This window comes from Neolewinella lacunae, assembly GCF_014349155.1.
GTDB lineage: Bacteria > Bacteroidota > Bacteroidia > Chitinophagales > Saprospiraceae > Neolewinella > Neolewinella lacunae.
Map to the genome: position 1 here is coordinate 50525 of NZ_JACSIT010000091.1, position 13674 is coordinate 64198.

The following is a 13674-nucleotide window of genomic DNA, read 5'->3' on the forward strand; positions in this document are numbered from 1 at the left end:
TTGGGTTCCTTAGGCTCTGCGGGCAGCGCTTACGTAACGGGCCATTGCAGCCACGGTCAGGAAGTTTTCGATGGCCATATCCTGGGGTTGGACCCGGAAGTGGAAGGTGTTTTCCAGGTGTTCGACGAGGCGCATCATTTCCATGGAGCCGAGCAGTCCACTGCCCAGGAGGTCGTCCTCGGGGTCAATGTCCAGGCTTTGGTCTCCGGCGTGGATCTCGTTTTTGATGTAGTCGATGATGGTTTGTTCCATGTTGGATCGCTTGGGATGGTCGGTTCAGGAGGGGACTTGGTCCGCCAGGAGAGATTGGAGCGCCGGGCGGTCAATTTTGTCGGATCCGGTGCGGGGGAAAGATTCCCGAAGGTACAGGCTTTCGGGGAGGGCGTACCAGGGGAAGGCGGCGGCGAGGTGCTCTTGGAGGTCTTGCACGGTGGCTTCGTCGCCGGCCCGGAGGATGACGGCCACGACAATGCTGAGGGCATCGGCCTGGCGCTGGACGGTCACCGCCGCCGCTTCCGCTACGGCCGGATGGGTCAGCAAGTGGGCTTCGAGTGCACTGAGTTCTACGCGGTAGCCCCGGATTTTCACCTGATGGTCGCGGCGGCCCAGGAAGTGGAGGACGCCAACGGGGTCTTCCCGAACGAGGTCGCCCGTCCGGTAAAAACGCTCCGTGGATCCTCCCTGGGTAACGTGGGTGTACCAGGCCCGCGTGCTCAACTCCACTTGGTTCCAGTAGCCGAGCATGTTGGTGGTGGCGCGGATGAGGAGTTCCCCGCTGTTGCCCGTTGCGACGGGCTGGTCTTGGTCGTCGACAATCAGGCGTTCGGTATTGTCCCACACCTCTCCGATGGGGATGGACGCGTCGTCTTGGGGCGGACCGGGGAGGTCGTAGACGGTGCAGACGTTGGTTTCGGCCGGGCCGTACCAGTTGGCGATGCGGGTAGTCGGGAGCAATTCAGCCAGCTGCCGGGCGTAGCGGGGGGCGAGGGGCTCGCCGGCGTAAAAGAGGTAGCGGAGGGAAGTGAGGTCTTGGCCAGCCAGTGCCCCGGCGTTGAGGAGCTGGGTTATGGCCAGGGGAACGGAGTACCAGACCGTCAGCCGTTCTTCGCCGAAGAGCCGCCCCAGGCTGGCGGGCAGGACGGTGTGGGCATCAGTGGCCAGTACGGCGGTGGCGCCCACGAGCGGAGCGCCGAAATAGGCCAGTTGGGAGATATCGAAATAGATGGGCGCGTGGTTGCCGAAGCGGTCTTGAGGGCCAAAGGCGTAGCGGGCCGCAGCGTTGCGCACGAAGGCCAATCCGCTGGCGTGGCTGTGCATGATGCCCTTGGGTTGGCCCGTCGAGCCGGAAGTATAGATGAGGTAAGCCAGGTCGGTTTCCACCTGGCGGGGAACGGCAAAAGTGGCGGGAGGAGCAGCGAAAACCGTGGGCCAATCCACGGCTGGGTAGTCCTCCACCTCGCTCATTCCAACGATGCCCTGCACCTGCGGCCGCGCCCCCAACAGCTTCAGTAGACTGCGGCGTTGGGAAGGGTGCGTGACGAGGATGCGGATGCCACAGTCTTGCAGGAGGAAGTGGTTTTGGCTTTCGGGGGCCTTGGGGTTGAGGGGGACGTAAACCGCGCCGCAGCGCAGGATGCCGAAGATGGCCACCGCCGTTTCTAAGGAACGGCCGAGGAAGATGCCGACGCGGTCGCCCCGCCGGACGCCAAAGTCGTACAATACCGTGGCCAACTGGTCCGCCCGCTGCACCAGCTCGGCGTAGGTCAGTGCCGCGCCCGCACAGCGAAAAGCCTCCTGCGTGGGGTCACGGTCGGCGGAAGCCAGGATGGTATGCGGCAGGAGATAGATCAAAGCCCGAGGAGTTTGGCGATGATGTTGCGCTGGATGTCGGAAGTGCCGGCGTACAGCACGCCGCCAACGGCATCGCGCAGGTCTTTTTCGACGCCGTAGTCGTGAAGGTAGCCCGCGCCGCCGTGGGTGCGGATGGCATCGAGGCTGGAGGCCACGAAGGCTTCGCTGAGCTGGAGTTTGAGCAGGGCCGCTTCGAGGCGGGCGGCTTTGCCCTGTTGTTTGAGCCAGGCCGTTTTGTAGAGGAGGAGGCGGGAGGTTTCCAGGCGGAGCTTCATATCGGCGATGCGGTGGCTGACGGCCTGAAAGCCGCCGATGGCCTGCCCAAACTGCTTGCGCTGGCGGGCGAAGGCGATGGCCGTTTCCAACTGCCGCTCCATGGCCCCGAGCTGGGAGGCGAGGATGGCGCAGCGGTCGTACTCCAGAGAGTGGTTCATGATGGAGAAGCCCAGCCCCTCCGTGCCCAGCAGGCTGCTGGCCGGCACGTGGCAATCGGTAAAGGTGAGGGACCCGAAGGGGATGGACCGCATGCCCATCTTGCTCATCTTCTCGCTGCTGCTGAAGCCCGGCGTTCCGCGCTCCACCAGAAAGGCCGAGATGCCCCAGCTGCCGCGTTCGGGCCGGGCGTTGGCAAAGACCAGGACGACGTCGGCAATGGGGCCCAGGGTGATGAGGGCTTTGGTGCCGTTGAGGACGTAGCCAGTGTCGGTCTTGCGGGCGGAGAGCTGCATGCTCATCACGTCGGAGCCCGCGTCGGGTTCCGTCAGGGCGTGGGCCCCGATGCTGCGCCCCTGGGCCATGGCGGGCAGGTAGCGTTCCTTCTGGGCGGCATTGCCGAAGTGCAGGATGGGCGTCATCACCGTCCACATCTGGGCGTTGAGGGCGAAGGCCAAACCGTTGTCGGCACAACCCCGGCCGAGGGCCTCCATGGCCAGGATGGCGCGCAGGAAGTCGACCTTCTCCAGTGGTCCGCCGTAGGCCGCTGGAAGGGCCAGGGCCTGGATGCCAAAGGCGGCACAGCGCTCCCAGTCCTGGCGCGGAAACTGCTGCTGTGCATCGTTATTCAGGTGTTGCGCGCCAAGCTCGGCGGTGGCAAAGTCGGTGACCGATTGCTGGTAAGTCAGGTAAGCTTCGGGCCAGGAGAAATCCATGCAGTGGGGGGATTGGGGTGGGCCGTAGGAAATTGCTTTCCTACGGCCCACCAAGGTACACGCAGCGGCGCTAAGCCTCCGCCTTCCCGGAAATTCATCTAGAAAGTATAGCGCAGGACGCCACGAATCTGGAAAGGGGTGCCGGGGGTGAAGTGAATCTCTTCGACGCTGTTGAGTTCGTTGCGCAGCCGCGACTCGGTGGCGAACTGGGTTTCGTTCCAGTCTACGTCGAGGAGGTTGTCAATCGTCAGGCCGAGGGTGAAAGGGCGGAAGTTGTAGTTGGCGTTGAAGTCCACCACGGTGTACCCCTTGGCTACAATGCTGTTGTCTTCGTTGGCGGGTCGGTCGCCGAGGTAGCGCAGGCGGATGCCGCCGGTGAAGTCTCCCTGAATGGCGTTGAGGGCACCTACGAGGGTGGAAATTGGGGCCAGGGGGATGAGGTCTTCGCCCTCCGCCGCTTCGAGGCTGCGGGCGCGGGTGTAGGTATAATCGACCGTGGCGTAGAGCCAGTCGGCCGCCTGGTAGCGCAGGCCTACGTCGATGCCGTAGCGGCGGGTTTCGCCACTGGGTTCCACGATGCCGGCGTCGCCGACGTACACAAATTCCTGGTCGAGTTTCAAGTACCACAGCGCCACGTTGGCGACCATGCGGGGCAGGGGCTTGAAGATGGCCCCCAGGTCGGCCCCGTAGGCGGAGGGGAGGATCTCGCGGTTGTCTTGCTCCAGCACCACGCGGGTGTCGTTGGAGTGGAATCCAATGCCAGTTTTGAAGAAGAGCTGCACGTCGTTGCTGGCGTTGTAGATGGCGCTGAACTTGGGCGTCACCTTGCCTCTCGTCTGGCCCAGCGGATCGTAGAGGGGCGTCAGGTCGTTGAGGTAGTTGTACTGGAAGTAGTCGTAGCGGAGGCCGGGGCGGAAGACGAAGTTGCCCACGTCAAATTCCGCATCGGCGAAGGCGTAGAGGTTGCGCTCATCGACGTCCCCCTGCTGGATGATTTCCAGCGTTTCGGTGCGGTTGAGGGTACGGCTCAGGGAGTTGCCTTCGCTGCGGTCGGCACGCAGGCCCGCCCCGATGCGGAACAGTGCGCTGACGTCGCCGAGGTAAGCCACTTTATTGTAGCTGCTTTCGAAGCCGAACAAGCGGCGGTCTTCCACCTGGCGGATCTGGTCGCCGTTGACGGGGTCTTCGAGGAAGAATGTGAAGTTGGAGAAGAGCTCAAAATCGTACAGCGAGTAGTACATGTTGGCCTTTACGAAGGAGTTCTTCGGCATGAGGCGGCTGAGTTCGAGGGCGACGTTGGTGCGGCTGGTGTTGCCACCCTCCGTATCGTCGATGGCCCCAAAGCGGGTGATGGTGCCGTCGGCAACGGCGCGTTCGGGGATCTGCCCAGAGGCGTCCCACTCACTCTCGAAGTGCGAAGCCAGGAGGGAAAATTGCAGGCCATTATCCAGCACCCCTGAGTACTTCGCCATCAGGTTGTTGCGGTAGAAATTCTGCGACGACTCAAAGGGGCCGTCGGAATGGAGGTACTCGGCAGCAACGTAAGCGTGGCGGTTGGCCGTATCGAGCAGCGAGACCATACCCAGGGTGCGGAAGGTATTGAAATTGCCCACTTCCAAACCGATCTGTGAGGATTCCAGGCGGTCTTTGGTTTGGAAATTGACGTAGCCGGCGGTGTTGAAGTTGCCTACATCGGCGTAGTAGGGCCCTTTGCCAAAGTCGATCTTATCCACCGTTTCGGGGATGAGGAAGTGCAAATCGGCGTAGCCCTGCCCGTGGGCGTGGGAGACCATATTAACGGGCATACCGTCTACCGCGATGGCGATGTCCGTTCCGTGGTCGATGTCAAAGCCGCGCAGAAACAACTGTTCGGCCTTGCCCCCTCCGGCGTGCTGGCCGATGAACAGCCCGGGAACTTTGCGGAGGATTTCCTGGCTCGACTTGACGGGGTCGATCTCGACGTCAATGGCCGAGACGAGGTTGAACTCCCGGCTGTTGTTTTTCACAACGATCTCGCCGAGGTCGTAGTAGGATTCTTCCAGGACGATCTTCAGGCGGGCCTCGGGATCCCGGACAATCACCCGCGCGGGCTTGAAGCCCAGGTAGGTCGTCAGCAGCGTATCGCCGGTATTGACGCCGCGGATGAGAAAGTTGCCAAATTCGTCGGAGTGGGTATGGGTGTCACTTCCGGCCAAAGAAACGTAAGCCCCCAGCAGCGGAGTACCGGCTTCAGACTGAACGCGTCCCTGGACATTTTGCCCCGGCACGACGCCGGGCGTGGCCACGCAGGCCAGCAAAAAAAAGAAACTCAACACCCGGTGGCGGAGTAAAAACTGTTCCATATAGCTGATATTTAAAGTGAGTGTTATGGTGCTTCACTGGAGAAGTACCGATCTGGATTCCTCCGGTACGCTGTAATGACCTTTAATCGATCAGCGAACGGTAGGCTGCGGACCCTACGGGGCAGTAATTTTAAAAGATGCTTTTTGGTTCCGTGGCTACCATCCGGAATTGGCAAAATACGTGACAAAGTTGCGAATGGATTTGGGCCCCGGAGGGATACGGACTTCAAAAAGTGAAAAAATTCGCGCGGTGCGGCCAGAAGACGCAGGTGCGCGGACGGAGCGAAGTCCGGCCAAGCGCTTACTTTTACCGAAGGCTTCCCAAACCAAAAAGACCGGGCCTTGCGTAGGTGGGGGGCGAATGCAGCGCAGGGATGGGCAGCCACAACAAATTGGCTGGACCGATCCTTAGGCAACACATGAGGGTCCAGATGACGCACAAAGTATGCACGAACTAAAAAAAGTAGTGGCCATTCTCTCGCTGGCGGAGCGAAAAAAGTTTGCCTGGCTGGCCCTGGTGATCTTTGTGATGGGCCTGCTGGAGGTGGTGGGCGTGGTGTCTATTTTACCCTTCATCAAACTGGTGGCCGACCCCGGCATTGTAGACCGGCACCGGGTGCTCTACAACATCTACCACTGGCTCCACTTCAGCAGCCAGCGGCAGATGCTCATCTGGGCCGGGGTGGCCGTCATCGTCTTGCTGCTCCTGACCAATGCCTTCTCAGTGTTCAAGACCTGGCTGCAATTCCGCATCTCCTGGAGTGTGGCCCACCACGTGAGCATGCGCCTGCTCCAGACCTACCTGGGGCGGCCCTACGAGTATTTCCTGCGGCGGAATACGACGGAGTTTACGGCCAACGTCATCGGAGAAACCACCAACTTTACCAACGGGGTGGTTTTGCCCCTCATCGAGATCTTCTCCCGGGGCCTCGTCTCGCTGATCATTTTCGGTCTCCTGGTGTGGGTAGATCCCTTCATCGCCCTGGTGATGTTTGGCTTCTTGGGGGCGGCCTACCTGGTCATTTACTTCGCCCAACGCAGCTACCTGCGCCGCATCGGGGAGTTGCGCATGGCCCTGGTCATCAAACGCTATAAAAACCTGCAGGAGATGTTTGCCGGCATCAAGACAGTGCAAGTCTTCAACCGCCAGGCTTTTTTCGCCGACCGCTACGAGGCGGCCTCCCTGGATTTTTGCGACATCCAGCCGAAGTACAATGTAATTGTCGCCTCCCCCCGCTACATCCTGGAAGTGCTGGCCTTCGGGGCCATCGTGGGCATTACCATCTACCTGTACCTTACCGAGGGCAACATCGCCAAACTGTTCCCTAAGTTGAGCCTCTACGCCGTGGCGGGTTACCGCTTATTGCCCGCGCTGCAATCGGCCTTCGCGGCGGTGGGAAAGTTTGTCCACAACTACCCCGTCATCGATAAGCTCTACGCCGCCCTTTACGCCGATCACCTGCCGCAGGAAGCGGCCCTACAGCCCCCCGGCGAGGCCCTGCCCCTGCGCGAAGCCATCACGCTGCACCAGGTCGGCTTCAGCTACGAGGGCAACGAACAGGCGACCTTACGAGACATCAACCTGACCATCCGCCGGGGCGAAACCGTGGCCTTCGTGGGCACCACCGGATCGGGCAAAACGACCTTGGTGGACCTCATCGTGGGCCTCCTGCACCCCAGCCGGGGCAGCGTTTGCATTGACGGCCGGGCGCTATCCGCCGAACAGCTGGCGGCCTGGCGCAGCAGCGTAGCTTACGTGCCACAAGACGTTTTTCTCTTCGACGACTCCGTTGCCCGCAACATCACCCTGCGGGAGGGGGGCGTGTCCGACGAGCGACGCCGGCTGGATGAGGCAACGCAGCTGGCCGACATTCACCGCTTCATCCAGGAAGAACTGCCCGCCGGCTACGCAACCCAGATCGGCGAAAAAGGCGTCCGACTCAGCGGTGGGCAGCGGCAGCGCCTCGGCCTGGCCCGCGCCTTTTACCACCGGCCCTCGGTCCTGATTCTGGACGAAGCCACCAGCGCGCTCGATAACGTCACCGAACGCGGCATCATCCATGCGCTCCAGGGACTGCCCGAGGGCATTACCACCATCCTGATCGCCCACCGCCTGTCTACCGTCCGCTACGCCGACCGCATCTTTTTGCTCGACGAGGGCCGGCTCGTAGCCTCCGGAACCTACGAAGAACTGCTCACCCACAACGACCTTTTCAAAAACATGGCCCAGGCCTACTGAGTCCAGTTAATTCCCCACTATGCGATTTTCTACCCATCAACTGCTGCCCCTGCTGTTCAGCATGCTCTTCCTTTTCCCGCCGAGCGCCCACGCCCACGCCCCAGACCAGAGCTACCTCTACCTCAGCATTTACCAGGACAACATCAAGGGACGCTACGAGATTTCGCTTTCCGACATCAACCGCGCCGTCGGGTCCCAACTAACACGGCCCATGACCGCAGCGGCCTTCGAGCCCTACCTGGAGCCACTGCGGGCTTACATCCAGCGCCGCTCCAGCTTTACCGGAAACGTCCCGTATACGATCACCTTTACCGACTTTGAGGTCGTCAACCTGGAAGAAGAGGAAGACTTCGTCCGCATCGGCTTCACGCTGGGTGCGCTTACCAGCATTCCCGATTCCTTGGACATCACCTACAACCTGCTGTTCGATGTTTCCCCCAACCACAGCGGCGGCCTCATCCAAGAGCACAACTGGAAGGCGGGGGTGCTGAACAACTACGCCAAACTCTCGGCCATCTTCGATAAAAACACCACGCGGCAAACGCTGGACCTCACGAACGGCTCCGTTTGGCAAGGTTTCACCGCCCTGGTAAAACTCGGCATGTGGCACATCTGGATCGGGCTGGACCACATCCTTTTCCTCGTAGCCCTCATCCTGCCTTCCGTCGTGCGCCGGCGGCCCCGGGCAATTCCTATGGCAAAAGGCAAAAACTGGGAGTGGGTCCCGGTGCAAGACTTCAAATCGGCGTTCCTGTACATCCTCAAGATCGTCACGTCCTTCACCATCGCCCACTCCATCACGCTGGCGCTGGCGTCGTTGGACATCGTCACGCTCAATTCCCGCCTGGTGGAAAGCATCATTGCCTTTTCCATCGCCGTGGCGGCTTTCCACAACATCGTCCCCATTTTCCGGGCGCGGGAGTGGGTGATCACCTTCATTTTTGGCTTGTTCCACGGCTTCGGCTTCGCCAGTGTGCTGGGGGAAAAGGGCTTGAGCGGCGATTACATGGCCTATTCCCTGCTGGGCTTCAACATCGGGGTAGAAATTGGACAGGTGCTCATTGTCTGCATGATCTTCCCCATCCTCTTCCTGATCCGGAAAACCCGCTTCTACCCCCACTTTGTCCTCTGGGGGTCGGTCTTCCTCATCCTCATGGCGCTGCACTGGGTGATCGAGCGGGCCTTCGATTTCAACTTCAAGTTTTTTGACCTGTTCAAAAATATCTTTGGCATTTCCTAAGTGCGTGTCTAACGACTTTTCCTATGTCTTCAGCCCGGCCGCCTCTTTCTCAGTCTGACCTGCTGCGCCAGTGGCGTAACCGGGCCAAGCCGCTCGATCGGTCCATTCCGCAGCGGCCGGCGGAGAGCGTAGTCCATCCCACCAGCGGCCAGGCCCGGCTGTGGTTGCTGCAGGAGCTGTATCCCGACAATGCTTTTTACCAGTACGGCCACCGCTACCACTTCCGGGGCCCCCTGGACGCCGACCGGCTGGAGGCCTGTTTCCGCCTGGTCATCGACCGCCACGAAATCCTGCGCAGCAACTACCGCCGCGAGGGGGAGGACCTGCTGCTCGTCGTACGCCCCACGGCCGACTTCTCCCTGGAGCGCGCCGACCTGAGCGCCGCACCTGTCCCCGAGACCCTGGCCCGGGAGCACGCCGACCGCGCGGTACGGAAGACCTTCGACCTGGCCAAAGACCCTCTGCTGCGGGCGACGCTGCTCCGCCTCGGGCCGGAGGAACACTGGCTCATCGTGAGCATCCACCACATCATCGGCGACCGCGCTTCCTTGCTGGTCCTCAACGACGAAGTCTACCGCAGCTACACCGCCCTGAGCAACGGAGAGTCACCTACGCTGCCGGAGCTGGCCCTGCAGTTTCCCGACTTTGCCCACTGGCGCAACCAACGTCCGGAGGCCGAAGCCAGCCTGGCCTACTGGGCTGAACAGCTGGCGGGCGACTTGCCGCAGTCGGCGCTGCCTTTCGACCGTCCACGGCGGGGCGATGCCTCCTACGCCGGGGCAACCATCTCCCTGGATTTGAGCGAAGACGTCTCGGCTGGCCTCAAAGACCTGGCCCGGGCGGCGGGTACTACGGCCAACGTGGTCCTCCTTGCCGTCTACCAAACCTTGCACCTGCGTTTTAGCGCCCAAAAAGACCTCACGGTGGGCACGCCGATCAGCATTCGCGACCGGACGGAGCTGGAAAACATGATCGGTTTCCTCAACGAAACGATGGTACTGCGCAGCCAATTTCCTGACCCCAACGAATCCTTTCGCGGGCTCCTCGACCGGGTAAAAAGCCAGGTGGAAGCTGCGCTGGAGCACAAAGATGTGCCCTTCGACCGCTTGGTGCAGCACCTCCAGCCCGCCCGCGTGCCCGGGGCCAACCCGCTATTCCAGAATATGTTTGTGTTCAACACCGAGGCCCCGGCGGCGGTCTTGCCCGCGGGGCTGACGGTAGACGATGCGATGCTCGACCTGGGCGTGGCCAAGTTCGACCAGACCCTCTTTGCCACCGATCGCGGCAGCCACTTCAGCCTGGCCCTGGAGTACGCCACCGACCTGTTCGAGCCCGCCACCGCCCGCCGGATGCTGGAATCCACCGCCCAGTTGGCTGCCGCCGTAGTGGCCAATCCCACGGAGCGCCTGACCCACCTGGATCTGCTGCCGCCCGCCGAAAAGCACCGGATGCTGGTGGAGTGGAACGCCACGGCAAGGCCCGCGCCCGCCGCCCGTACCGTGGTGGAACTCATCGTCGCCGCCGCCCGCCGCAACCCGGAAGCCTGCGCGGTTGCCGACGCCAAGCACACCCTCACCTACGGCGATTTGCTGCACCGGGCCGACCGCCTGGCCAGCGACCTCCGCAGCGCCGGAACGCGCCCGGGCGACCTGGTGGGGCTCTACGCCGACCGCCACGTGGCGACCATCGTGGGCCTTCTCGGCATCCTCCGGGCGGGGGCGGCCTACGTGCCCCTCGACCCCGAGTACCCCGAGGCCCGCACCGCCTACGTAGTGGCCGATGCGGGCATCCGGACGGTCGTCCTGCTCCCCGAATCCCGCGAAAAATTCCCCGTTGCCACCCTGCAATTGCTCGACATTCCCGGTGCCAACGGCCCGGCCGCTACGCTGGATTCCCTACCTGCGGCTACCGACCTGGCCTACCTCATCTACACCTCCGGCAGCACGGGCCAGGCCAAGGGCGTCGCCATCACCCACGGCAACCTGCTGTACTCCACCGCGGCGCGGTTCGGTTACTTCCAGCACCAGCCCACGGCCTTTCTGCTGCTGTCTTCCTTCGCCTTCGATAGTTCGGTCGCGGGTATTTTCTGGACGCTCTGCCAAGGGGGCAAGCTCGTCTTACCCCCACCCCGGAGCGAGCAAGACCTCGGCGGATTAGCTGGCCTCATCCGCCGCCACAGCATTTCCCACACCCTCCTCTTGCCGTCGCTTTACCAGCTGCTGCTCGAGTTTAGCGACGCCGAAGCCCTGGCGAGTTTACGCACCGTGATGGTGGCCGGGGAGGCCTGCCACGCCGCCCAGATAGCCGCCCATTTTGCGCACTTGCCGGGGGTGGAACTCGTCAATGAATACGGCCCCACCGAAGGCACGGTCTGGAGTACCGCCCACCGCATCGAAGCCAGCGACCTGGCGGGCGTGGTGCCCATTGGCAGGCCCATCGCGAACGTCAAACATTACGTGCTTGACGCGCATTTGCAGCCCGTACCGGTGGGGGTGGCGGGCGAACTTTACATCGGCGGGCCGGGCCTGAGCCCGGGTTACTGGCAACGGCCGGAACTTACGGCGGAGCGGTTTCCGGAGCTTCCCGCCGCGACTTTGGGCCTCGCTGGCGCTAAGGTGGGCGCGGCCGCAGGTGCCACGAACGTTGAACGAGCGAGGCTCTACCGGACGGGGGACCTCGTCCGCTACCGGCCCACGGGGCAGATCGACTTTTTGGGGCGGGCCGACCAGCAGGTCAAAATCCGGGGTTTTCGCGTGGAGCTGGAGGAAATCAGCCGCCAACTCGAAGCCCTGCCCGCCGTGCGGGAGGCCGTCACTACCGTCGATCATTCCCCAGCGGGCCCCCAGCTCGTCGTTTACTACACCCTCCGGACGGAAACGACCGAAACGGCCCTGCGCAGCGCCCTCAGCCGGGTACTGCCTGCCTACATGGTCCCCGCCGTCTGGGTGGCGCTGCCCGAATTGCCCCGCCTGCCCAATGGCAAAGTTGCCACCGCGGCCCTCCCCGCACCGCAGCCGCTGAACCACAGGGGCCCCAGCCCCACAGCCCTACCGACGACGCCAACCGAACAAGCCCTGGCCGCCATCTGGGAAAAAGTCCTCCAAAGGGGCGCGGTGGGGCTGGACGACAACTACTTCAGCAGCGGCGGTGATTCCATCCGGAGCATCCGCATCATTGCCCTGGCGAGCAAGCAGGGCCTCCACCTGGCTCCGCACCATATTTTCACTTACCAGACGGTACGGGAGCTGGCCGCCGTGCTCGACGAGGCGGCTTCGGTCTTGGCCGCTGGCAGTGCGGAGGCCAGCACGGTTGTCCCCCTGCGCGTAGGCGGCGAGGGCGGCCCCCTTTTCTGCATCCACGCCGGTGGTGGCCACGTTTTTTTCTACCAGCCCCTGGCCCAGCATTTGCCGCCCGGCCGGCCCGTGTACGCCATCCAGCCCCGCACCCTGGCGGGCGAGGAGACGCTCCCCGGCAGCATCGCAGAAATGGCGGCGGATTACCTGGCGGAAATGCGTAAGGTACAGCCCACGGGCCCCTACCACCTCCTCGGCACCTGCTTCAGCAACGCGGTAGTCCTGGAGCTGGCCCACCAGCTCACGGCGGCGGGCGAAACGATAGGCAGCCTCTTTTTCATCGACTCCGGCCCCACCCGCCTGGAGGCCATCCAGCGGGTGCGTTTTTCCCCGCTCTACACCGCCGTGCGCATTTTGCGGGAGCGGAACTGGAAACAACTGCGCCGCACCATCTACCGCTACTGGTTTTACACCCGGCAGGCGCTGGGCATCCCACTGGAAGACGCGCAGGGCAAGGTGCTGCGGCAGACGGTCAATGGCCTGTTCCGCCTCTATTCCGATTACGATTGGCGGCCGGTGGAGCAACGCCTGACCCTCATCCGCAGCACCCAGTTTGCTGGCGACCCGGGCAAGCAATTTCACCTCGACCAACTGGGGCGTTTGGCGGGGGGTGGGTTGGACGTCCGCGTCACCCCCGGCACCCACGGCGATCTTTTTGCCGAGCCCTACGTTGGTGGCTTAGCTACAATCATCGAAGCATGTCTGCAGGAAGCCACTACCACCGTTCGCTAGCCGCTACGCCCTGGGCCATCGGGTCGCCCGAGCGTGCCTGGCCCGCGCCGGGGATCGTCGAGGTCTGGCGGACGCCCCTGCCCGGGACGCCGGAGTCGGCGGAGAGTGCCTATCCCTTGCTGTCGGCCGGAGAACGGGAGCGGGCCGAGCGCTTTTATTTTCCGGCGGACCGCTATGCCTACGTTCGTACCCGCGGCATCCTGCGGCGTTTGCTGGCGGGCTACCTCGGGCAACGGGCGGAAGACCTCGTTTTCCGCACCAACCCCTACGGCAAGCCCTACCTGGCCGACCATCCCGAGCTGGCCTTTAACCTCTCCCACGGCGGTGGCTACGGCTTGTTCGCCTTTACGGGGGCAACAACCGTTGGCATTGACCTGGAATCCATCGCGTTGGACGTGGATACCGACCAATTTTCCCACCGGGTTTTCTCCCCCACCGAGCGCCTGCGGGTCTTGGAACTGGAAAACGCCGAAGAACGCCGGGCCACCTTTTACCGGACCTGGACGCGCAAGGAAGCCTTCCTCAAAGCCCACGGGGAGGGCCTCACCCTTCCCCTCGACCAGTTTACGGTGCCCGCCGACCTGGCCGCACCCCTCCGCATCGAAAGCATCAAGTGGGACCCGGCCAGCGCCGAAACATGGTCCTTGGCCTCCTTCATGGTCACGGAACAACTGCCCGCCGCCCTGGTCATCGCTGGCCCCTTGAAAGACATCCGCTTTTTTGATTTTGGGTAAAAACCTGAGATTTACTAGCCATCCTGCTGACTCGT

The 13674-nt window shown here is 62.7% G+C and carries 8 protein-coding genes; 4 read left to right on the forward strand and 4 right to left on the reverse strand.

Annotated elements, in window-relative coordinates; translation table 11 throughout:
- Positions 1-9: 9 nt before the first annotated feature.
- The 4 genes from H9S92_RS08160 to H9S92_RS08175 form a co-directional block, all read right to left on the reverse strand.
- A complete protein-coding gene (locus H9S92_RS08160) occupies positions 10-252 on the reverse strand; it encodes an acyl carrier protein (protein WP_187466218.1) in 243 nt (80 codons plus the stop codon).
- A gap of 24 nt (positions 253-276) precedes the next feature.
- Positions 277-1851, reverse strand: coding sequence for an amino acid adenylation domain-containing protein (locus H9S92_RS08165; RefSeq protein ID WP_187466219.1), 1575 nt, complete (start codon positions 1849-1851; stop codon positions 277-279).
- Positions 1848-2999, reverse strand: coding sequence for an acyl-CoA dehydrogenase family protein (locus tag H9S92_RS08170; RefSeq protein ID WP_187466220.1), 1152 nt, complete (start codon positions 2997-2999; stop codon positions 1848-1850). The genes H9S92_RS08165 and H9S92_RS08170 overlap by 4 nt, the downstream gene beginning before the upstream one ends.
- A 98-nt stretch (positions 3000-3097) precedes the next feature.
- Entirely contained in the window at positions 3098-5341 is a 2244-nt protein-coding gene (locus tag H9S92_RS08175) for a TonB-dependent receptor (protein WP_187466221.1), read from the reverse strand.
- A gap of 445 nt (positions 5342-5786) precedes the next feature.
- Between H9S92_RS08175 and H9S92_RS08180 the strand changes: the two genes are divergently transcribed.
- Genes H9S92_RS08180 through H9S92_RS08195 form a run of 4 tightly spaced genes read left to right on the forward strand, consistent with a single transcriptional unit; the run spans position 5787 to position 13639 of the window.
- Positions 5787-7580: an ABC transporter ATP-binding protein gene (locus tag H9S92_RS08180; protein WP_187466222.1), complete on the forward strand. Its 1794-nt coding sequence runs from the start codon at positions 5787-5789 to the stop codon at positions 7578-7580.
- A 19-nt stretch (positions 7581-7599) separates the two neighbouring features.
- Complete coding sequence (locus H9S92_RS08185; RefSeq protein ID WP_187466223.1) at positions 7600-8820, forward strand: HupE/UreJ family protein; 1221 nt, start codon at positions 7600-7602, stop codon at positions 8818-8820.
- Between the two features lie 23 nt (positions 8821-8843).
- A complete protein-coding gene (locus H9S92_RS08190) occupies positions 8844-12905 on the forward strand; it encodes a non-ribosomal peptide synthetase (RefSeq protein ID WP_187466224.1) in 4062 nt (1353 codons plus the stop codon).
- Positions 12872-13639, forward strand: a complete 768-nt coding sequence (locus tag H9S92_RS08195; RefSeq protein WP_187466225.1) for a 4'-phosphopantetheinyl transferase family protein — start codon at positions 12872-12874, stop codon at positions 13637-13639. Before H9S92_RS08190 ends, H9S92_RS08195 begins: the two co-directional genes overlap by 34 nt.
- The last annotated feature ends 35 nt before the right edge of the window (positions 13640-13674 follow it).